At 57.5% G+C, this 19,939-nt stretch carries 25 protein-coding genes; 8 read left to right on the forward strand and 17 right to left on the reverse strand.

The window, feature by feature from the left end:
- Positions 1 to 272 precede the first annotated feature (272 nt).
- The gene (locus CUC55_RS02840) at positions 273 to 605 is read left to right on the forward strand and encodes a DUF5330 domain-containing protein (protein ID WP_425352723.1); all 333 of its coding nucleotides are present in this window, start codon (positions 273 to 275) and stop codon (positions 603 to 605) included.
- Positions 606 to 845: 240 nt separating this feature from the next.
- Positions 846 to 1,262, forward strand: a complete 417-nt coding sequence (locus CUC55_RS02845; RefSeq protein ID WP_103086917.1) for a SufE family protein — start codon at positions 846 to 848, stop codon at positions 1,260 to 1,262.
- 17 nt (positions 1,263 to 1,279) lie between these two features.
- Here CUC55_RS02845 and CUC55_RS02850 read toward each other — a convergent pair whose 3' ends face one another.
- The 10 genes from CUC55_RS02850 to CUC55_RS02890 all read right to left on the reverse strand — a co-directional run bounded on the left by CUC55_RS02850 (position 1,280) and on the right by CUC55_RS02890 (position 9,456).
- Complete coding sequence (locus CUC55_RS02850; protein WP_103086918.1) at positions 1,280 to 2,080, reverse strand: DUF6456 domain-containing protein; 801 nt, start codon at positions 2,078 to 2,080, stop codon at positions 1,280 to 1,282.
- Positions 2,077 to 2,490: a hypothetical protein gene (locus CUC55_RS02855; RefSeq protein ID WP_157940899.1), complete on the reverse strand. Its 414-nt coding sequence runs from the start codon at positions 2,488 to 2,490 to the stop codon at positions 2,077 to 2,079. Before CUC55_RS02855 ends, CUC55_RS02850 begins: the two co-directional genes overlap by 4 nt.
- A gap of 200 nt (positions 2,491 to 2,690) precedes the next feature.
- Positions 2,691 to 3,119 carry a Ros/MucR family transcriptional regulator gene (locus tag CUC55_RS02860; protein WP_067651892.1) on the reverse strand — a complete coding sequence of 143 codons (429 nt, stop codon included), beginning with the start codon at positions 3,117 to 3,119 and terminating at the stop codon, positions 2,691 to 2,693.
- A gap of 417 nt (positions 3,120 to 3,536) precedes the next feature.
- Positions 3,537 to 3,878 (reverse strand): monovalent cation/H(+) antiporter subunit G, encoded by a 342-nt coding sequence (mnhG, locus tag CUC55_RS22665; protein ID WP_067651890.1) that lies wholly within the window; start codon positions 3,876 to 3,878, stop codon positions 3,537 to 3,539.
- The gene (locus tag CUC55_RS02865) at positions 3,875 to 4,264 is read right to left on the reverse strand and encodes a cation:proton antiporter (RefSeq protein WP_103086920.1); all 390 of its coding nucleotides are present in this window, start codon (positions 4,262 to 4,264) and stop codon (positions 3,875 to 3,877) included. The genes mnhG and CUC55_RS02865 overlap by 4 nt, the downstream gene beginning before the upstream one ends.
- Positions 4,261 to 4,740, reverse strand: coding sequence for a Na+/H+ antiporter subunit E (locus CUC55_RS02870; protein ID WP_067651887.1), 480 nt, complete (start codon positions 4,738 to 4,740; stop codon positions 4,261 to 4,263). Before CUC55_RS02870 ends, CUC55_RS02865 begins: the two co-directional genes overlap by 4 nt.
- Positions 4,737 to 6,299, reverse strand: a complete 1,563-nt coding sequence (locus CUC55_RS02875) for a Na+/H+ antiporter subunit D (RefSeq protein ID WP_067651884.1) — start codon at positions 6,297 to 6,299, stop codon at positions 4,737 to 4,739. Before CUC55_RS02875 ends, CUC55_RS02870 begins: the two co-directional genes overlap by 4 nt.
- An 18-nt stretch (positions 6,300 to 6,317) precedes the next feature.
- Positions 6,318 to 6,695, reverse strand: a complete 378-nt coding sequence (locus CUC55_RS02880; RefSeq protein ID WP_067651881.1) for a Na+/H+ antiporter subunit C — start codon at positions 6,693 to 6,695, stop codon at positions 6,318 to 6,320.
- Positions 6,695 to 7,114: a Na(+)/H(+) antiporter subunit B gene (locus CUC55_RS02885; RefSeq protein ID WP_103086921.1), complete on the reverse strand. Its 420-nt coding sequence runs from the start codon at positions 7,112 to 7,114 to the stop codon at positions 6,695 to 6,697. Before CUC55_RS02885 ends, CUC55_RS02880 begins: the two co-directional genes overlap by 1 nt.
- Positions 7,111 to 9,456 (reverse strand): putative monovalent cation/H+ antiporter subunit A, encoded by a 2,346-nt coding sequence (locus tag CUC55_RS02890; RefSeq protein WP_103086922.1) that lies wholly within the window; start codon positions 9,454 to 9,456, stop codon positions 7,111 to 7,113. The genes CUC55_RS02885 and CUC55_RS02890 overlap by 4 nt, the downstream gene beginning before the upstream one ends.
- A gap of 189 nt (positions 9,457 to 9,645) precedes the next feature.
- Between CUC55_RS02890 and msrB the strand changes: the two genes are divergently transcribed.
- From msrB to bioB, 3 genes are all read left to right on the forward strand, one after another.
- Positions 9,646 to 10,056, forward strand: a complete 411-nt coding sequence (gene msrB / locus CUC55_RS02895) for a peptide-methionine (R)-S-oxide reductase MsrB (protein WP_067651872.1) — start codon at positions 9,646 to 9,648, stop codon at positions 10,054 to 10,056.
- A gap of 322 nt (positions 10,057 to 10,378) precedes the next feature.
- Positions 10,379 to 10,861 (forward strand): biotin transporter BioY, encoded by a 483-nt coding sequence (locus CUC55_RS02900; protein ID WP_425352724.1) that lies wholly within the window; start codon positions 10,379 to 10,381, stop codon positions 10,859 to 10,861.
- Positions 10,858 to 11,844 (forward strand): biotin synthase BioB, encoded by a 987-nt coding sequence (gene bioB, locus CUC55_RS02905; RefSeq protein WP_103086924.1) that lies wholly within the window; start codon positions 10,858 to 10,860, stop codon positions 11,842 to 11,844. The genes CUC55_RS02900 and bioB overlap by 4 nt, the downstream gene beginning before the upstream one ends.
- Positions 11,845 to 11,887: 43 nt before the next feature.
- Here the strand turns inward: bioB and CUC55_RS02910 are convergent, their stop codons facing one another.
- Positions 11,888 to 12,292: a rhodanese-like domain-containing protein gene (locus CUC55_RS02910; RefSeq protein ID WP_103086925.1), complete on the reverse strand. Its 405-nt coding sequence runs from the start codon at positions 12,290 to 12,292 to the stop codon at positions 11,888 to 11,890.
- 89 nt (positions 12,293 to 12,381) lie between these two features.
- On the opposite strand from CUC55_RS02910, the gene ftrA reads away from it, so the two are divergent.
- Positions 12,382 to 13,383 carry a transcriptional regulator FtrA gene (ftrA, locus tag CUC55_RS02915; RefSeq protein ID WP_210200653.1) on the forward strand — a complete coding sequence of 334 codons (1,002 nt, stop codon included), beginning with the start codon at positions 12,382 to 12,384 and terminating at the stop codon, positions 13,381 to 13,383.
- Here ftrA and CUC55_RS02920 read toward each other — a convergent pair.
- The 3 genes from CUC55_RS02920 to CUC55_RS02930 form a co-directional block, all read right to left on the reverse strand.
- On the reverse strand, positions 13,364 to 13,867 hold the full coding sequence (locus CUC55_RS02920; protein ID WP_067651860.1) for a GNAT family N-acetyltransferase: 504 nt from the start codon (positions 13,865 to 13,867) through the stop codon (positions 13,364 to 13,366). The two genes, ftrA and CUC55_RS02920, sit on opposite strands and share 20 nt — an antisense overlap.
- A gap of 66 nt (positions 13,868 to 13,933) precedes the next feature.
- Positions 13,934 to 14,602, reverse strand: a complete 669-nt coding sequence (gene trhA / locus CUC55_RS02925; protein ID WP_103086927.1) for a PAQR family membrane homeostasis protein TrhA — start codon at positions 14,600 to 14,602, stop codon at positions 13,934 to 13,936.
- A gap of 139 nt (positions 14,603 to 14,741) precedes the next feature.
- Entirely contained in the window at positions 14,742 to 15,152 is a 411-nt protein-coding gene (locus tag CUC55_RS02930) for a universal stress protein (RefSeq protein ID WP_103086928.1), read from the reverse strand.
- A 211-nt stretch (positions 15,153 to 15,363) separates the two neighbouring features.
- Between CUC55_RS02930 and CUC55_RS02935 the strand changes: the two genes are divergently transcribed.
- Both CUC55_RS02935 and CUC55_RS02940 read left to right on the forward strand, forming a co-directional pair.
- Positions 15,364 to 16,224 carry a VOC family protein gene (locus tag CUC55_RS02935; protein ID WP_103086929.1) on the forward strand — a complete coding sequence of 287 codons (861 nt, stop codon included), beginning with the start codon at positions 15,364 to 15,366 and terminating at the stop codon, positions 16,222 to 16,224.
- Positions 16,225 to 16,318: 94 nt separating this feature from the next.
- The gene (locus tag CUC55_RS02940; protein WP_103086930.1) at positions 16,319 to 17,473 is read left to right on the forward strand and encodes an AI-2E family transporter; all 1,155 of its coding nucleotides are present in this window, start codon (positions 16,319 to 16,321) and stop codon (positions 17,471 to 17,473) included.
- Here CUC55_RS02940 and CUC55_RS02945 read toward each other — a convergent pair whose 3' ends face one another.
- The 3 genes from CUC55_RS02945 to CUC55_RS02955 all read right to left on the reverse strand — a co-directional run bounded on the left by CUC55_RS02945 (position 17,474) and on the right by CUC55_RS02955 (position 19,736).
- Entirely contained in the window at positions 17,474 to 18,199 is a 726-nt protein-coding gene (locus CUC55_RS02945; RefSeq protein ID WP_103087014.1) for a polysaccharide deacetylase family protein, read from the reverse strand.
- 57 nt (positions 18,200 to 18,256) lie between these two features.
- Entirely contained in the window at positions 18,257 to 19,177 is a 921-nt protein-coding gene (locus CUC55_RS02950; protein WP_103086931.1) for a dihydrodipicolinate synthase family protein, read from the reverse strand.
- Positions 19,178 to 19,334: 157 nt separating this feature from the next.
- Positions 19,335 to 19,736 (reverse strand): DUF930 domain-containing protein, encoded by a 402-nt coding sequence (locus CUC55_RS02955; protein ID WP_067651843.1) that lies wholly within the window; start codon positions 19,734 to 19,736, stop codon positions 19,335 to 19,337.
- Positions 19,737 to 19,939: the final 203 nt, after the last annotated feature.

Here is a 19,939-nt window from a genome sequence, read left to right on the forward strand (position 1 = left end):
CGAAATACGATCTTCGATCCTGCGACGGAACAAATAGCTACAATTTGAATTAAATTCTGCCGGTTTTTGCAAATCGCTGTTGGTCTGTTGGGGATAGGGTGATGCCAAGCCCGGAGAACAGGGCAAACACGGATGACCCGAAAAGGGCGACGGTTAAACAGGGTAGTTTCACAATGTGGTTTTTGATCAAGTCATCGATCTTCTTTTCGCTGGTTCTGGTGGCGCTGTCCTACTTCGGTAGTTCGAGCGACAGCAATTCGCAGACATCGCAGATGAACGTCGCCGGCGCCGTTTCGGCAGCCAGCGAAGCCTATCGTTACGTCAGTGCCATCTGCGTGGNAAAACCGGATGTCTGCGTCAAGGGCGCGGAAACATTTCATGCCCTGGGTGAAAGAGCCCGTGAAGGCGCAAAGGTTGCCTATCAACTGATAGACGCGCAACTGGCTGGCAGCGAAGAGCCTGCAAAGCTTGCGGATGCCGCAGCACCCGCCGTTACCATCCCCGCAGCCACTGTGGATGTTGCGCAGGAGAGCGATGACATCAAGACCGGCACCATCAAATCCCAGCCCTACGTCCCCCTGCCACAGCGCCGCCCCGCGCTCTGAAGATTTCCTTTTTTCACAACTTGCGGCTCATCACTGAGCCGCCTGACTGCCCGACTCTCAAAGCCCTGCATGAACAACGTTCGTCGCAGGGCNTTTTTTCGTCAGCATGGCGGTTCAATTCGGGGATGGTTTGGCCTATATCGAGGTTAAAGCGACGGTAGGTCTCACTCACCTCATCCTGTGCCTGTCATAGGAATGAGGAAGCAAGCATGCAGCCTGAAACGAACGGATAACGGATAAATGGCCTCTCTCGACAAGATCATGGACGACTTTGCCTTTCTTGATGACTGGGAGGATCGCTATCGCTATGTGATCGAACTCGGCAAAGAGCTGCCGGATTTGGCCGCCGAAAAGAAGATCGCTGNAAACAAGGTGCAGGGCTGCGCGAGCCAGGTCTGGGTTGTCAGCCATAGCGATAACGACAGTGATCCTGTTCTGACCTTCGAAGGCGATTCCGACGCCCACATCGTGCGCGGCCTCGTCGCCATCGTGCTGGCCGTCTATTCCGGCNAAAAAGCCTCCGACATCGCCGCCCTCGATGCCATCGACGTGTTCAGCAAGATCGGTCTCGTCGAACACCTGTCCTCCCAACGCGCCAACGGCCTTCGCTCCATGGTCAACCGTATCAGGGCCGAAGCACAAGTGCTGGCTGCTTGATATGTTACAGACGGCGGCTACACCACCGGCCGATATCCCTCCGCGCCCCAATGATGCGTTTCGCGTTTGCGGGTGGTGGGTGGCGGTGGTGAGTAGTGTCTGGCCAGAGCCAGAAGTGCGGTGCGCAGCATGAGTTTGGCCGAGCGGACAGGCCATTGACGTTCGCGCTCCACCAGTTCCAGACCCTTTTCGAAACAGCAGACGTCGATGGCGACACCTGCCAGTTCCGGGCCCATCGCCTCTGCTGCCGTGGAAAACCGCATGCGGGCGGACATCGCGGTATCGCTTATGTCCTGCGCGCCATTCGACTGCCCCTTGCCTCGCTTCGCAAGACGCGGCTCCCAGGATGCGGTGATGCGGGGGCTGAGGTGGCCGCGGTGGAAGTCGCTGGCCAGCCGTTCACCTGCCTCAAGCGCATCGGCGGNAAAGAAGCCTTGGCCATCGCGGTCTTTCAATCGTGAAAGTGCAAGCATTGGTGATGACAATTCGTTGCGCTTTGCATTGTAACGCTCACCTTCAATTTCCACGGAGACGACTTCGCACAGGCGATGCTGTTCCTGAAAGATTTCGTCCCGTTCCTTGACCATCGCGCGTTTGATGAAGGCTCTTGCGGTGTCCTGAACGTAAAGCGTGTTCCCTTCCTTCCGCAATAAACCGGTAGAAATCGCTTGTTTCATTGCGATTTTTCCGACTTTCCGAGATGCTGCTGCGCCCTCAATGGTGATTTCGAAGTCATCGCCGACATCCCTGACCTGCGCANGTCCGTTCCCGATGAAACGCAGCAGGCGCACGAGCCCGCGTTCTCCATTCTCTGTCATTCTGCACCTGCCTGAAGTGTTTCGAGAACGGGCTGTACCGCCTGCTCGACGGCTGTGACGAAAGCGTCGAAACCGGGATCATCACGGCGGTCTTCCACCCGCTGGCAGGTGATGCTGGCAGTGGAACGATCCCGACCGAAGCAGATTGCCACCTCCCACAAAGGCAGGGACAAAGCGACATGGCTGACATAGAGCGCGATCTGGCGGATGTGGGACATGGCATGGCGCCGGTCGCGGCGGACCATCTCACGATCGACGATGTCCGCGAAGACCGTGCAGGTTATCTGGCGCACCTGCTGGCACGCCATACGATGCGACGCGGGTACTGATGATGACGGAACGGCGTGGCAGGCGAAAAAACGATGACCGACGGTCGATATCGGTCCTGATGGCTGGAGACTCACGGGCATGAACATCACTCCTCATNAAATAGGAATTAATTCATATATCACGATGAAGTCGTACGCAATCCAGCCAGAGATGTAAAAATATACGGATGAATACTGGACTAACTTCCTAAAATCCGGGAGGGGCGAATATAACTCTCCGGGTAGCCATNAAAAAAGCCGGTCACAGGGACCGGCTTTTGACATTTACCAATGAGGCGAATTCAGCGTGCAGCTTTGCGGCGCTGGCCAAGGCCCATTTCCTTTGCGAGGCGCGAACGCGCTTCTGCATAGGCGGGGGCGACCATCGGGTAATCCACCGGCAGGTCCCACTTCTCGCGATACTCTTCCGGTGTGATGCTGTGATGCGTCGTAAGGTGACGCTTGAGCGACTTGAAAGAGCCGCCGCATTCCAGGCAGATGATCTGGTCATCCTGAACCGATTTACGGACAGACACCGCAGGCTTCTGCTTTTCAACATTCACGGCGGGCACGACGGGCGTGGAGGTGCCGCTGAGCGCTGTATGAACATCCGAAATAAGGCCGGGAAGCTCCGTGACCGGAACGACGTGGTGGCTAACATAGGCAGCAACGATATCCGCAGTCAGCTCGACCAGCAGATCCTGAGCGCCGCCGTATGTAGTTTCAGTCATATAAGTGTCTCCTAATCATGTCTTCCCTGGCATCGGCGCGGGCCGCCTGCCAGTAAACTGAAGTTAACCCCAAGCCCACTGATCTGCATTCGCTAAAAGCAAAGCTACTTCTGCGATCTACACAGAGAGAGCCGAGACTTCTTGCAGCAACTGCGTCAAACGGAAAAGATATCCAGACACTCTCCGAAAGAGATAGTTTAGCCATCAGTAAAATGGTCGACCGGATTATCAATCACGCAGAACGCAAATCAACGTTAGCTTCTTTACCTGTTGTGGATAGCACCAAACCNAAAAAAGTCCAATTATTATTATTACTATTTCAGAGCAAGAAATGGATATTCTATCTATAAGAAATCACAGGTAACAAAATAAGGATGTATGTCTGAACGGCAACGAAGTTAACCGCAGAGCAACATGTCAATTCAACTTACGGTCTGCTTTAAACTCATCGATATCCGTCGTTGCTGATAAGCGATATCCCATCTGGTAAGCAGCTTTGGCAAGCAAATGTGCGGATACTGGGGCAGTCAACACAACAAAACAGAATGCAGCCAGAGAGCGCGCCAGAATAGAAACTTCAAGTGAATTGATACCGACCGCGAGAAGAAGAAGACCCGAACCAACAGTTCCAGCCTTCGACGCAGCATGCATGCGAGTATAAAGGTCGGGAAAGCGGTTTATTCCCACGGCCGCAGCCAATGAGAACAACGATCCGCCGAGCAATAAAACGACAACGGGTAAAGCAACGAACCAACTCANTTTCTCTGTCTCCTGCCTGTCGTCTTGGCGGACTTTTTCCGTCGGGACTTGGCAGTTGCCGGCAACCCCTCGGTGCCATCAAGTCCACCTGCGCCGTATGTCCCTGGCGTTGCCTTGCGCGAAAGCACGAACCGCGCAAATGCAACCGTTGCAAGAAAGCCGACGAGGCACAGGGACAGAGCAATATCGACATAGAGATCAAAGCCGGTGCGGATAGCGATGACGGCGATAAAGCCCGTGGCGATGCCGACGAGCATATCCAGCGCGATAACCCTGTCCGGTAGCGTTGGGCCAATGATGACGCGGTACACAGTCAACAGGAAGGCCACGGAAAGAATAAGGGAGGCGGCGATGGTCGCCATCGAGACCAGTGATTCCGGTGTCATTTGCGAAACGCCTCCATGATCTTCCTCTCGAAACCTTGGGCGATCGACCGCTTGGTGGCGGCAATATCGCTACAATCCAGGGCGTGGACGTAGAGAATGGCACGATCTTCGGAGACATCTACGGAGAGTGTGCCGGGTGTCAGCGTGATGAGGTTGGCCAACAGGGTGATCTCGAAATCGCTGGTGAGCCTCAGGGGATAGGCGAATATTCCGGGCTTGAGCATGATCTTCGGCTTGATGACCAGCAAGGCCACCGTCCATGCCGACAGCGCAAGCTCCTTGAAGAACAGCAAGGCTAGAGCCAGAATGGCGGGAACGCGTCTCCAATAGGTTTGGGTGTCTTTCAACTGGCCGCGGACAAGGGCGAGCGACAGGGCGGCGACCAGCACCCCCAGCAGCATATTNGGGATGGTAAAACTGCCGGAAATAGCGAGCCAAACGACGACGAACAGCGCACCAAGAGGATATCGGCTCATCTGGCAGTCCCTTCTGGGAAGACGGAACGGATATAGGCTGATGGATCGGACAGGCCATCCGCCGCCTGCTGGCTGAGCTTCATGATCTGTTCGGGAAACAGCCCAACCCCGATGATAACAAGTGTCAGCGCCACCACCGGCGCGAAGCTTGGCGGATTGGTATCAGCTACCACGGCCTTCATGCCCGCAGGCGATGGACGCCAGAAGCACAGCAGAAAGATGCGGGCGAAAGCGATGGTGCAGAGGAAGCCGGAAATGAGGATCGAGGCCGCCAGCCACCAGGCGCCGATGTCGATGGCGGATTTCGTCAGCATGGCCTTTGGCCAGAAGCCGGAAAATGGCGGCAGGCCGGAGCCTGCGAAAAACAACGCGAGAGCCAGCCCTGAAAACCACGGTGCCCTGGCGTATAGGCCACTGAGGTCGGACAATGTCCATGCCCCGCCGAGGCGCGCGGCGTGACCGATGACAAGGTAGAGCGCCGTCATGACCACCACGGAATTCAGCGCATAGAAGACGACGCCCCCGATGGCNGATGGTGAGCCGATGGCGACACCTGCCAGCAGGGTGCCGATGCCGGAAATGACGACATAGCCCAGCATACGCCTGATGTCGTTCTGCGCCAACGCGCCCATGGCACCGAGGATCATGGTGAGTGCCGCCACGATGGCGATGACAAAGCTCAGTTCTTCACGCTGCACCGGAAACAACATGATCATGACGCGCAGCAGCGCGTAGATTCCGACCTTCGTCAAGAGACCACCGAACAGAGCGGACACGACGATTTTAGGCGTATGATAAGAAGCAGGCAGCCAGAAATTAACCGGAAACGCCGCTGCCTTCATGGCAAATGCCAGCGTGAAGAGGGCAGCCAGCGTCATCAGCGGCGCTTCACTATCCACCGTTGTCACGCGCCTGCTGATATCGGCCATGTTGAGGGTGCTGAAGATGGCATAGAGATAACCGACGGTGATGAGAAACAGCGTGGTGCCGATGAGATTGAGAACGGCATATTTCAACGCGCCATCGATCTGCTCTTTCGTCGAGCCCAGAACGATGAGGCCGAAGGACGAAATCAGCAACACTTCGAACCAGACGTAGAGATTGAAGATATCGCCGGTCAGAAACGCGCCGCTCACACCTGCCATCAGCAGCATCAGAAACGGGTAGAAGCCGTAGCGCTGACCGACGTCATCGATATCGCTGATAGCATAGATGGCACAGGCAAGGGCCGCGATGGCGCCTGCCAGCGCCAAAGCCGCGCCGGTCAAATCCGCCGTGAAAGCGATGCCGAAGGGTGGTAACCAACGGCCCATGACCATGGTGAAGGGGCCATGGATCGCCACCTTCCACAACAGGACCGCGTCTATGACAACCAACAGGAACAGTCCGAGGATGGCGATTGCCGCGTGAAGGCGGGTGGAGTGCCTGACCATTACCAGGACCGCGCCGACGCTGATGCAGAGCGCCACGGGCAACACGATCAACCAGTCGGCAAACGCCGTCGGCTGCATGACGAGCGCAGCGGAAAGATCGAGTGTGGGAGAAGCGGAAGCGGCCATATGTGTCTTATCCGTTTCTCAATATCCAAGCGGCGGAAGCGGCTCGCGCTGCGGTTCTGCGGCGCGCATTTCGTTGGTGTCGTCTGTTTTCAGCTCTCGAAATGCCCGCCACACCAGCACCAGCAGAAAGCAGAAAAAGCAGAAGGAGATGACGATGGCCGTTAGAATGAGCGCTTGAGGCAACGGGTTGGCGGCGCTCGGTGCCAGCACATCCTCGTTAGCACTGATGATGGGCGGCACTGCGCGTGTCAGCCTGCCTGCCGCAAACAGCAGCAGATTAACGGCATTGCCAAGAATGGCGACGCCGAGCAGCACGCGCACGCTGTGGCGCGACAGCATGAGATAGATCGCCACGGAAAAGAACACGCCGACGAGAACGGAAAACACGGCTTCCATCAGTTATCGTCCCTTTCTTCCAGTGCCAGAGCAATAGACGAGAAGCCGCCGACCACGACGAGATAGACGCCGATATCGAAGGACATCACTGTTGCCAGCGGCACCTCGAAACCCGCCAGGCTTGGAGTGACCCACAGACCTGTCATGAATGGCACGCCTGTAAACACTGAGGCCATGCCTGACAGCGTGGCGAGCAGAAGGCCGAAGCCTGCGATGGACAGCGGATGGAAGACAATGGCGCGGCGCACCGCGGCAACGCCGTAAGCCACGGCAAAGATTGCCAGTGCCGAAACCGCAATCAACCCGCCGATGAAACCGCCGCCGGGCTCATTGTGTCCGCGCAGCAGAATGAAGATTGNAAACAGCACCATGAGGCTGACGATGACAGGTGCGACGGTGCGGAAGATCAGCGTATTCATGCCCTGCCCTCATCCTTTGGTTTCGAGCCGCTGCGGACGCGGATGAGCGCCAGAATGGCAAGGCCCGTGATCATGACAACGGCGATTTCGCCCAGCGTATCGGTGCCACGGAAATCCACGATGATGACGTTGACCACGTTGTTTCCATGGGCGATGAGCTTGGAATAGGCGCTGAAGAACTGCGTGAGGTTGGTATCGAAGGATTGTTCGGTGGATTTCAGCAGCATCAGCGCAAAGCCCGTACCGCAGGACAGTGCAATGGTGCCATCCAGCAGTTTCTGACCTCGCTTGCGGTGATCAGACGGCGAAAGGCGCAACCGCGTCATGACCAGCGTGAGAATGACCACCGACAGCGTTTCGACCATGAACTGCGTGAACGACAGATCAGGCGCTCCGAACAGCAGGAACAGCATCGCGACCGCAAAACCCTGAATGCCAAGTGCGACGATGGCGGTCAGACGGCTTGCCGCCGTCAGCACCGCGACGAGCCCGATAATGGCGATGATGATGAAGGTGAGTTCATGCAGTTGCATATCCGCTGGCCAGAGCGGCAAGGCGGGCAACTCGCCATAGGCAAAGAGCGGCACCAGCAGCACCAGCGCGATAATGGCGAAGGTGACTGTTACATAAAATTNCAACCTGCCCGGTTGGATCATGCGGGTTATGTGAAACGACAGTTTCACCAGCGTTGAGATGATACCATCGAACGCCCTGTCCGGNCCCGGTCCGGCAGCATCCAGCATGCGGGTCATGAATTGGCGCGCCTTGCACAGATTCGTATAGACCAATACGCCGAGCGCCACGGTAAAGAGTGACAGCACCAAGGGCATGCCGATATGGGGCACAAGCGACATGTCAACGAGGCGGCCCTCTCCGGCAATTGCGGTAGCCATGGGTGTCGAGATGCGGGCATGAAATGCGTCAGAAAACAGCGCTGCAAGCAGACCGCCAAACGCCAGAACGGCGGGGCCGAGCCAAAGCAGGACCGGGCCTTCGTGGGCGTGTTTCGGTGTCTTCACCTGCTTTCCGATGAAGGGTTTCAGCGCTACTGCAAACGCAATTGCCAGCATCAGGGCGTTGCCTGTTATGGCGATGCCGGTGAAGAGAATGGCACGGGGATTGGCGTGGGCGAGCGCATAATAGATTTCTTCCTTCGCCAGAAAGCCGAGGAAGGGTGGCAGGCCTGCCATGGACAGCGCAGCAGCCATCGCCACCGCGAAAGTGACAGGCATGGCCTTGCGCAGACCGCCGAGCTTCGTCACATCCCGCGTTCCCGCCTCGTGATCAATGATGCCCGCGACCATGAACAGCGCACCCTTGAACAGCGAATGCGCCACGAGATACAGCACCGCCGCCTCGATGGCATGCTCCGTGCCAAAGCCCGTTAGCATGACCAGCAGGCCAAGCGACGAGACCGTGGTATAGGCCAGCATCAGTTTCAGATCGGTCTGGCGAATGGCGAGAAACGCGCCAGTCAGCATGGTCAGCCCGCCGAAGAAGGGCAGCAGGATTTCCCATGCCGCCGTGTCGCCCATGACAGGGTTGAGCCGCATCAACAGATAGACACCCGCCTTCACCATGGTTGCGGAGTGGAGATAGGCCGACACCGGCGTCGGCGCTTCCATGGCGTTGGGCAGCCAGAAGTGAAACGGAAACTGCGCCGATTTGGTAAAGGCTGCCCCTAGAACCAGAAGCAGAGTGGCGAAGTAAAACGGGCTCTGGCGCAGCACGTCATCGCCGTGAACGAGCATGGAAAGCTGCGTGGTGCCGCTGATGTTCCAGATGAAGATGATGCCTGCCAACAGTGCCAGACCGCCACCGCCCGTGACCACCAGTGCTTGCAAGGCGGCGCGGCGGGCGGCCTCTTTCCTGTGGTCAAAGCCAATCAGCAGGAAGGAGGTGATCGAGGTAAGCTCCCAATAGACAAACAGCATCATGAGGCTGTCCGACACCACGACGCCCAGCATCGCACCCATGAACAGCAGTAGAAAAGCCAGAAAACGGCCCTGCTGCGGATGGCCTTTCATGTAACCGCCCGCATAAAGGACGATCAGCGTGCCGATGCCGGTGATGAGAAGTGCAAAGGTCAGCGACAGGCCATCGATGAACCACGAAAAGCTGAGATTGAAGCTGGGCACCCAGGCATAACCACCGGTGACGATCTCGCCCGCTGCGATTTCGGGAATGAAGCCAAGGAAGTGGACGAAGGCCAATGCGGGCGCAAGCGCAAGCAACCAGGCGGCGTTATGGCCCAGCCTGCCGACCGCCAAGGGCGCGCACAAAGCTGCTACAAAGGGCAAAAACAGCACTATGAATGTCAGCAGCGTGACATTTCCTATCATTTTGTCTCCCAGCCCTGCCGATTTTTACGGCCTCGTTTTGTTATCTCTCAATTAGGGCATGGAGACATGCGCCTCAACTCTTTTCGATTGCATCCGAGGTCACAACGTCTTTATCCCCCGCTAAAGCGGCATCCTCTTTTAACCGTGCGGTCGAAGCACTATCTTGGGGACAAACGAAAGGATCTCGTCATGAGCGATCTCAAATCACCCAAAATCACCAAGTCCGATGCGCAATGGCGCGAGGAGCTGACGGCGGATCAATACCGTATTCTGCGCGAACACGGCACGGAACGCCCGTTTACCGGCCCCTACTGGAACAGCACTGAAAAGGGCTTGTACCGTTGCGCCGCCTGCGATGAGCCTCTGTTCATCTCCGACACGAAATTCGATGCCGGTTGTGGCTGGCCGAGCTATTTCGAACCGGTCAAACCGGATGCGGTCATCGAACTGCGCGACACGGCTCACGGCATGGTTCGTACGGAAATTCGCTGCGCCACCTGTGATGGACATCTGGGCCACGTCTTCCCGGACGGCCCACCGCCAACCGGTTTGCGTTACTGCATCAACGGCCACTCGATGGTGTTCGAACCACAGGATTGAGTTTGCTTGTATCTGCATAACAGGCCACGCCGCCCACCGGGTGGCGTGGCCNTTTTTATTGTGACCGCACGTCTTTACAGGTCTGAGTAGCACTCCCACAATCTACAAAGCTATTCTGNTTTCAANTTTTATAGATAAAATTCGTTTATCAATGAATTTTATCGCCTTGACTCATCATCATCCANTTTCATAAGCTTATTGTATCGCCAAATTATCTATAATTTAAGGATCGCAGATGAGTTTTTCAGCCTCGAAGCAGGATGCCTCTNAAAGCATCGCACTCTCCCGGACATTTTTGACGGTCATAACAGGCGTAGCCTTGATGACGCTTGCGGCAAAAGTTCAGATACCATTCTGGCCCGTTCCGATGACGCTGCACAGCATGGCCGCCTTGGGATTTGCGGTCGTGCTGGGGCCGCGCATGGCCACCGCCATTTTCGTTGGATATCTGGCTGCGGGTGCAGCAGGGCTCCCGGNTTTTTCAGGCACGCCGGAACGGGGCATCGGCATTGCCTATATGATGGGGCCGACCGGCGGTTATCTCGCGGGATATCTCGTTGCCTGCGGACTGACGGGATGGCTGGCGGCTGGCAAAGGCGTCATCGGCCGCTTCGGCGCAATGCTCGCAGGTCTCGGTGTTGTCTATGCGCTTGGGATTGCCTGGCTTGCGCTCTATGTACCCGCAGACAAGCTGCTCGCCGCGGGCGTGCTTCCCTTCCTCATGGGCGATCTCGTCAAGATCGGCATCGTTGCACTCGGTTCTCTCATGCTGAGCAAACACGAACGCGTGGACAGCAACACATGACGGCGCAGGACGGCATCATCCGCCACGACTGGAGCATTGGTGAGATTGCGGCAATATACGAATTGCCGCTGCTGGAACTGGTCGGGCGCGCCAATGCGGTGCACCGACAGTTCCACGACCCCAACCATGTGCNAAAGGCAAGCCTGCTATCCATCAAGACCGGTGGCTGTCCTGAAAATTGCGCCTATTGCCCGCAATCGGCGCATCACCGGGAAGTGGACCTCACTCGCGACATGCTTATGGAGCCCAAGACGGTGATCGCCATGGCCGCCACCGCCAAGGCGGCGGGTGCCGAGCGTTTCTGCATGGGGGCGGCATGGCGACAGGTGCGGGATGGCAAGGAATTCGATGCCGTCATAGAGATGGTGGCAGGCGTGCGCGGCCTTGGCATGGAGGCCTGCGTTACCTTGGGAATGCTCAAACCGCACCAGGCGGAACGTCTGGCGAAGGCCGGATTGACCGCTTATAACCACAATCTCGATACCAGCCCGGAATTTTACAGCCGTATCATTACCACCCGTACTTATCACGACCGGCTGGAAACACTTTCTACCGTGCGGGCGGCGGGCATCGAGCTTTGCTGCGGCGGCATTATCGGCATGGGTGAAAGCGTTGAAGACCGCGCGGCCATGCTTCAGGTGCTGGCGGGCTTTGCACCGCACCCCGAGAGTGTGCCGATCAATGCGCTGGTACCGGTGGAAGGCACACCGCTGGCCAAGCGCCCCCGCATCGATCCGCTAGAACTGGTCCGCATGGTGGCAACTGCTCGCATCGTCATGCCGCACTCCACTGTGCGCCTGTCCGCAGGTCGCTCTAGCCTGAACCGCGAGGCACAAATCCTGTGTCTGATGGCTGGCGCGAACTCCATCTTCTACGGTGATACGCTGCTGACGACACCGAATGCTGGGATTGGCGAGGATGCGGAATTGCTGGCGGCCATCGGTCCGCTGCAACGGCAGCAAAGTGCTGCTTCGGCCGCTTGACATGCGAGGAGCGGCGTTGCGCCGTTCCTCGCCCGTTCTTTGCTCACGCCGCCTGACTGGACGCAAATTCGAATCCTTCATCCTCCCACCCGGTGATCCCGCCGATCATGANTTTGACAGGGCGGCCCAAGCGGGCGAGGTTCAGCGCGGCACGGTCGGCGCCGTTGCAATGGGGGCCAGCGCAATAGACCACGAACAGGGTGTCATGCGGCCACTGCGCCATGCGTTCGCGCGTCATGTCCACATGCCGCAAGTGAGTGGCACCGGGAATGTGCCTGGAGGCAAACATATCAGCAGAACCGACGACGTGCAGGAGAACGAAATCCTGATCTCCGTTTCTCAAAGATGCGGAAACATCTGCACAATCCGTTTCAAGCGAAAGCCGCTGTGAAAAATGGTCAATGGCGGTCTGTGACGGTGCGGCGGGAATGTCTGTGACGTAGCTCATGGGGCGTCTCCTTTACCTCTGTTGAAAGGATCTTACGCCCGCAGGNAAAAAACTGGCAGATGGCACGATTGCCATATATCGTAAAGATCATGCCAAAACACGACACACCGCCCTCACCCAACCGCCTCGTCGTCGCGCTCGCCTATGACGGCCTTTGCACATTCGAATTTGGCGTGGCCGTTGAAGTTTTCGGGCTGGCGCGGCCGGAGATGGGTGAGGACTGGTATCGCTTCGCAGTGGCCGCTGTCGATGAAGGCGAGATGCGAGCAACCGGCGGCGTGCGCTTTACTGCCGATGGTGGGCTCGACCTGATCGCGCAGGCTGGAACGATCATCGTGCCGGGCTGGCGCGGCATCGATGCACCGGTGCCAGAAGATTTATGCGCCGCCTTGCGCCAAGCCCATGAGAACGGCGCACGGCTTTTGTCCATATGCTCANGGGTCTTCGTGCTGGCGGCGTCGGGACTTCTCAATGGTCGACAAGCCACCACCCACTGGCGCTACACCGATGCCCTGAAGGCTCGGTTCGGCGAGATCGAGGTGCTGCCGGACGTGCTGTATGTTGATAGCGACACGGTATTGACGTCTGCCGGAAGCGCAGCGGGCATCGACCTTTGCCTGCACCTGATCCGCCGGGATTTTGGCGCGAAAGCCGCCAATATGGTGGCGCGCCGACTGGTGGTGCCGCCGCACCGCGATGGCGGGCAGGCACAGTTCATCAACAAGGCGGTTCCCGAAGCGCATGAAAAGGCGCGGCTTGGCCCCGTGCTGGACAGGATGCAGGCGACACTGACGGAAGACTATACCGTGGCGCGGCTGGCAAACATGGCGGGTATGAGCAGCCGCACCTTTCTGCGCCGGTTCGAGGCCGCAACCGGCACGACGCCCGCCAAATGGCTGCTGCTGCAACGCCTATCCAAGGCAAAGGATTTGTTGGAAACATCGAAGCTGGGCATGGAAGCCATCGCCGAAACAAGCGGTCTCGGCAGTGCCGCCAATCTGCGGCACCATTTTCGGCAGCAGNTTTCCACGACGCCCGCTGCGTACCGCGAACGTTTCGGCGCGNAAACCGTCATGCCACGGGAAGCTTGAGTTCCATGCAGGTCAGGTCCAGCCAGCGACCGAACTTGGTGCCAACCTCGGAAAAGCGGCCCACGACACGAAAGCCGAGCGCTTCGTGAAGACGGATAGACGCTGTATTTTCTGCTTCGATGGCACCGATGAGGACGTGAACGTCATTGTTGGCGGCGTGGTCGATCAGCGCCTGCATCAACAGCTTGCCGATGCCTGAGCCGCGTGCATCTTTCTGGACGTAGATGGAATGTTCGCGGGTGTGGCGGTAGCCATCGAAGGCGCGCCAATCGCCATAAGATGCATAACCGGCAACGGCTCCGTCCTTGACGGCAACGATGACAGGGAAACCGCGATCCTTGCGGAGCTTGAACCACTCCTTGCGGTTTTCGATATCGACCAGAATATCGTTCCAGATCGCGGTCGTGTTCAAGACCGCATCGTTATAGATGTCCATGATGCCGGGAAGGTCTTCGGCGGTGGCGTCGCGTAGTTCGATTGTCATGCTTTATGTCCGCTGCAAATCAATGTCCGGCAACCATAAAGCATGTCGCNAAACTGTGCAGCGATTTTACGCGGTGACGGGCGCCATGCTGAAACTGGTCATGACCGCGGTATAATGCACGGCAGCGGCAACCACGACGAAGCCATGCCAGATGGCATTCTGGAACCGAAGACGTTCCCATACATGGAAGATGACGCCCATGGAATAAATGATGCCGCCGATGACGATCAGCCACAGGCTGAGGGGTGGCAGGTGATACGACAGGCGATCTGCCACCATGACGCCGCTCCAGCCCATGCAGAGATAAAGCAGGATCGTCAGACGATCGAACCGGCCCGGGAAAAAACATTTCAGCATGATGCCGGACAGTGCCGCCAGCCATATGCCCGCGAGTGTTACGGCGATCAGAGGATCTTCGATGCCTCGCTGCAGGATAGGCGTGTAGGTTGCGGCAATGAGAATGAAGATGCCCGAGTGATCCAGCCTGCGCAGGTACCANTTCACATTGGAATGCGGCCAGATGTTATAGGTAAAGGAGATGGAGAGGCACAGGACGAGCCCGAGCGCATAGATCCAGACGGCAGCGATAGCGCTGATGCTATCCCAGAGCGTGACGTAAAAGATAAGGGCCGTCGCGCCAATCAGCGCGAAGACGATTCCGACACCATGCACGATGCCGTCTGCCACGATTTCATGAAGGTCATACCGGCGTCCGAAGCGCCAAAGCTCGCTCATAATCTGTTCCCGCGTAATAGTTCGCAGATCATGCAGGCAATATGAGACGGGAACAAGACCAGCGGCGACAAAGATGATCACTTTGCGTTCGCCTGTGTTGCAAAAGTCGAACGTGCTTCAACCTATCGTCAGACGACCACTAACGATCCACCAGAACCGAGCACTTGGCGTGGCGCACCACCCTGTCGGCTGTGGCACCGATGAAATAGTTGGTGATATCAGGTGTGTGCGAGGCGATGATAATAAGGTCGACGCCCAGGTCTTCCGCCGCAGCCAGAATTTCACGGGCGGGCGCACCGCTGCGAATTTCAGCGGAAGCAATACGCGCCGATGTCTGCTGCAACGCGGCCAGCTTTTGCCGTGCGTCGTCTATCGCANTTTTGATCAGGTCTGCCGGCATGTCGATGGCGAGATAACCCGGCAAATCCTCGACAACGTTCAGCAGCACGATCTGGCCGCCTTCATCCAGAAGCGCCTCGGCTTTCTTCAGTATCGTTTCGGATTTGTGAATGGCACTCAGATCGACCGGAACGAGGANTTTGCTATACATCAGTCTCTCCCACATCCTACTCTTGCTTTCGATGCGGCTATATTTGCACGAAGTGCGCCCGGAGGGAATTGATCCGCATCAAGCTGCAACCACTTTATTGTCAACAAATATTGCACAGTGAATCGCCTAACCAGCATCTTTTCTGAACGATGGATCGCGCGCATATTGGNTTTCAATAGCCGCATGTGGCACGGAAATCGGAGTAGAGCGAATGAGTGATGACAAGCAGTTTGCGCTGACAAGGCCCGCCTATGTTGGCCAGGCCCATCTCGTCGTGCGGGATCTGGACCGGGTATCCGATTTCTACCAGAAGATCATCGGTCTCTCGGTGATCGAGAAATCCCCGAATGGGCAGGTGTTGGGCGTCAGCGGTAAGCCGCTTCTGACGCTGACGACATCGCAGAACGCAGCGCGAGCGCCCAGCGGCGCGGCTGGTCTTTTCCACACCGCTTTCCTGATGCCGAGCCGCAGCGACCTGGCCTTGTGGCTGACACATGTGGCGCACAACAATGTGCAGCTTCAGGGCGCTTCCGACCATCTGGTCAGCGAAGCGATCTATCTGGCCGATCCTGAGAACAACGGTATCGAGGTCTACCGCGACCGATTGCCGGAAGAATGGGCCTACCAGCCAGATGGCACCGTTGCCATGGCCACCGAACGACTGGACCTGCAGGCGCTTTACGACAGCGCCCCGAAGGCAACCTTTGCAAAGGCTGCGGACGGCACAGCCATTGGCCACATCCATTTGCAGGTGGGCGACATTCCAAAGGCCGATGCATTTTATCAGGACGTGCTGGGACTGAAGATCATGGCGCGGTACCCCGGTGCCAGCTTCTTCGGCTCCGGTGCTTACCACCACCATGTCGCGGCCAACATATGGAACAGCCGTGGCGCGCAGGCCCGGACCGAGAATATGACGGGACTTTCCGGCTACTCGCTCAAGTTCAATGAGCGCGCCGAATTCGACAAGGCTTTGGCTGCGATCGACNAAATGGAAATCAACACCGAACGGCAGAGCGACGGCGTCGTGCTGAAAGACCCCTGGGGAATTGGCCTGAAGCTGTCGGCGTGAGGTTGCACGGCGAACGTTCTACACACGTAAATCTTTCGCCCCTTGGAACCGCGATATCTATCGAGCGTTATGTGGTCTAATGGGGGACTGCTGGATGAATGAACAAGCGGTGACGAACCGNAAACACAGTGCTGGAACCATAACGGCCGACGTGATCATGCGTGGGGCGCTCGGCTCAGCACAGGACGACGAAAGAAGCCAGCAACCGCTGGGGCGTGAAGCGCTGGATGTGGCGGTGGCGTGGTCCATCGTCGGCATCTTCTTTATCATATTGATGGGCGTCATACACTCACTGTCGATCATTCTGATCCCGGTTGTGATGGCCATCGTTGTGGGCATGATCCTCGGTGTTGCCGCGAGCAAGCTCAACTCCTACGGCATTCCCGGATTTGCGGTGGCGGTCATTTTGTCGTCAGCGGTTGCTTTCGTGCTGTTCCTCGTGATCAACTCCTTGATCGATCCGCTGTCCACTTTGGCATCGGAAGGTCCGGGCATTGTCGAAAAAGCCATTGATCGCTTCGTGCCCTATTTGCAAAGCCTGCGATGGCTGAATTTTTCGGCGGCGACCTTCAGCTTGAGTTCGATCTCGCTGGAATCCGTCATATCGCGAAGCGGTGACATCATTTCGGTCATCGGATCGAACCTGACCCCCGCCATCATTCAGGGCCTGATCTTCTTCGCCGCTTTGCTTCTGTTCCTCTACAGCCGCATCAGACTGCGCAAAGCCATGATCATGGCCTTTCCACAAAGACACCAGCGTCTGCGCACCATCCGCACCATCGCCTCCATCGAACATGTGCTGAGTTCCTANTTTGCAACCGCCTCGCTGATGTATGCCGGGCTGGGCGTCATCATGGTCATCATCGCCTATGCGGGCGGCCTCGCCATGCCGTTTTTGTGGGGATTGTTCGCATTCCTGTCCAGCTTCGTGCCTTTCCTGGGCATCACCGCCATGACGCTATCGCTGGCAATCGCAGGCATTCTGACGCATGACAGCATGCTGTTTGCGCTTTTGCCCTCGCTCGTCTTCTTCACCATTCACCTGCTGATGGAAAATCTGGCGTTCCCGGCTGTGGTGGGAAAGAACATGGAAATCAATCCGTTCCTGGNTTTCGTCGCCATTANTTTCTGGACATGGATGTGGGGTGCCGCAGGTGCAATGCTCGCCCTGCCGCTCTCGCTCATCGGCATGACCATAGCCCGCGAGCTCTTTCCTTCCCGCCGCGTGGTGCCGAACCTGCCGGCTTGATCAGTTGGAGGGCGCGTTGAAGGCCGGGTCATCAAGGCGGGTGAAAATAACGCCGCGCGCTTTCAGCGCCATCAGTCCGCGCACGACGCCCTCACCTGCTTCATGGGTGGGTTGGTTGATGTGAGAGATGATGACATCGCCGTCTTTGGCGGAGGCGATGTGCTTGGCCGTCATACCAGCGCCCAGCAGCGAGCCGCCGTCGCCGTTGATCGAAAAGCCTGCGACGCGCTCTCCCAACTGGTTGATGGTGGCCATGGAAGAGTTGGTGTATTTGGCGGTCGCACCGCGAAACCATTGCGGCTGATGGCCGGTGGCGTTAGCGACGGCGAGCCTGCCGCCTTCGACTTCCTGCGCCACCGCTGCTGTCGAGCCTGCCGCTGCAATACCGTAGATGGAGACGGGCTTGTCGACAGCCGGAATGTGATTTTCACCGTGGTTTTCCAGCTCGAACAGATCCGGATGCGACATCATGATCGCAAGCGCTTCGGGGTTGTGCTTCAGCCAACGGGCGGTGACGAAAATGGTGGCCGGTATTTTCTCGTTGACGAGCGTATCGAGAATGCGAAAATCCGTCTTGCCCATGCAGGCATCGAGCGTGATAGCCACGCGTGTTGCATGGGCCTTGCTCGGCTGCATTTTCAGCGTCGGCTCAAGCAGGCCGTTGCCTGCNAAAACGGGGGACGCGCACGCGGCCGTCAATACGGCAAAAGCAATTGTCTTCAGCATATCGGATGCCTTGTTTGATCTGGAGCCCAAGGCCAATCTGCCCGCAAGACGCCGGAATTATGGCGTGGCGGCGGGAAGGCCATCGAGTTCTGAGAGCTTTGCCAGCGCTTCTTCCACGCGTGCGCAATCGCTGAGGCTGAGCGGCATGATCGGCAAGGGCGGCTGGCGGTGGGTGAGCGACAACAGGTTTGCCGCCGCATAGACGACGCGGTAGCTGCCGAATTCCTGAAACAGCGACCAGAGCGGCTGGAAATATGCCTCAATCCGCTGCACCTCCGCCGTGTCACCCGCTTGCGCTGCGCGCAGCAGGCGAAGGCTCGGAACCGGCAACAGCCCACCTATGACACTATACCAGCAATCCGCACCCTGAAGCACAGCCTGCGACGCGCCCCAGTCTCCGCTGTAGCCTATCGCAAAGCCCTCACCCAGCCTTGGGCGTAAGCGTTCCAGTTCGTCTTTGAATGTCGTGTCTGATGGCAGCGGCATTTTGACGGCGCGGATGTGCGGAATATAGGCAAGCCGAACCAGCAACTCGTCACCAAAGGCAAACTTCGTGGTCGACGGATTGTTGTAGATGCAGAGCGGCAGGCTGGTTGAACCGGCGACGGCTGCGAAGTGATGATAGGCTTCTTCCTGCGTCAGCGGCACGTAGGAAACCGGGGCCAGCAGCAGCGCATCGGCACCGGCAGCTTCCGCATCCTTTGCCAGCGCAACGGATTCGCTGGTGCGAAGGGCTCCGACGCCGACAATGAGCGGCCTCTTGCCCTTCACGCATTCCGCTGCGGCTTTGATGGCACGAAGGCGTTCGCTGCGGGAAAGATAGGCATAGCTTCCAGTGCTGCCCAGAAGGCCGATCGTATCGACCTCAGCCGCATCCAGACGCTCGATCAGCCGCGACAAAGCCTCGACATCGACGACACCGTCTTCATCTGCCGGTGTCAGCGGAAACGCCGAAAGCCCGTGNAAACCCACATCCATAGACCTATCCCCAAAACCCTCTGAGAAAAGGATTAAGCGGCAAATCAGCAGGCGGCAATATCAATAAGAAATCAGTTAGATATCGTTGCGGATTGGCAACGGGCAGGCTGTGCGCCCTCATTTCTGTCCTTGTGACAGGGATGAGGGCAGCGGCGCCTCAATCATACAGATAATGTTTGGCCCATTGTGCTTCAGGCACCTTTTCTCCGACCTTATAATCGAAGTCCTTGATGCCAAGCGTCGAGGGTGTGATCTGGCATTTGTAACGCAGGCGGAACCACTCACCGGAACTTCTGAAAACCGCACCGCCAGCCTTGATGCTATCGGAGGTCACATCGGGATCGCCGAAGGCATAGGCGATGACCTTGTCAGGCTTCATGCCCTTCTGTTCCTTGGCGATGCGTTCCATGGCTTCGATATCGCAACGCTGCTCAAGGCGTTCTTCTGGTGCCAGAACGTTCAACTGACGCAGGACGTTGGCGTCTATCGCCATGGCAGGCATGGCNGATGGTAGGGCGAGAAGGGCTGCGAGAAGGGCAACGGGCGTAAGCTTGTGCATGGTTTCCTGTCGGCTTTTCGTTTGTTCTTTTTTGATTCGCAGCGCAAATCCATTGCNTTTTGGTCATCCGTACGGATGTGTCAGATGTGCGATCTAGTCTCAAATTGTGATCGAAAACGGGCCAAATTGTGCTGGACGCTTCTTTTGAGCGGGACCATTTCCAGCTTGAACGACCATCAGTGGCACTCTACATCTTCTTCACA

The organism is Agrobacterium bohemicum (assembly GCF_002896715.1).
In the GTDB taxonomy this organism is placed as follows: Bacteria; Pseudomonadota; Alphaproteobacteria; order Rhizobiales; family Rhizobiaceae; genus Agrobacterium; species Agrobacterium bohemicum.

Bases quoted from the DNA above. Each gene is read 5' to 3' on its own strand.
- CUC55_RS02855 (WP_157940899.1), bottom strand. From the start codon at position 2,490: ATGCCCGTGAGTCTCCAGCCATCAGGACCGATATCGACCGTCGGTCAT.
- CUC55_RS02860 (WP_067651892.1), bottom strand. From the start codon at position 3,119: ATGACTGAAACTACATACGGCGGCGCTCAGGATCTGCTGGTCGAGCTG.
- CUC55_RS02880 (WP_067651881.1), bottom strand. From the start codon at position 6,695: ATGGAAGCCGTGTTTTCCGTTCTCGTCGGCGTGTTCTTTTCCGTGGCG.
- msrB (WP_067651872.1), top strand. From the start codon at position 9,646: ATGAGCGATCTCAAATCACCCAAAATCACCAAGTCCGATGCGCAATGG.
- CUC55_RS02920 (WP_067651860.1), bottom strand. From the start codon at position 13,867: ATGACAATCGAACTACGCGACGCCACCGCCGAAGACCTTCCCGGCATC.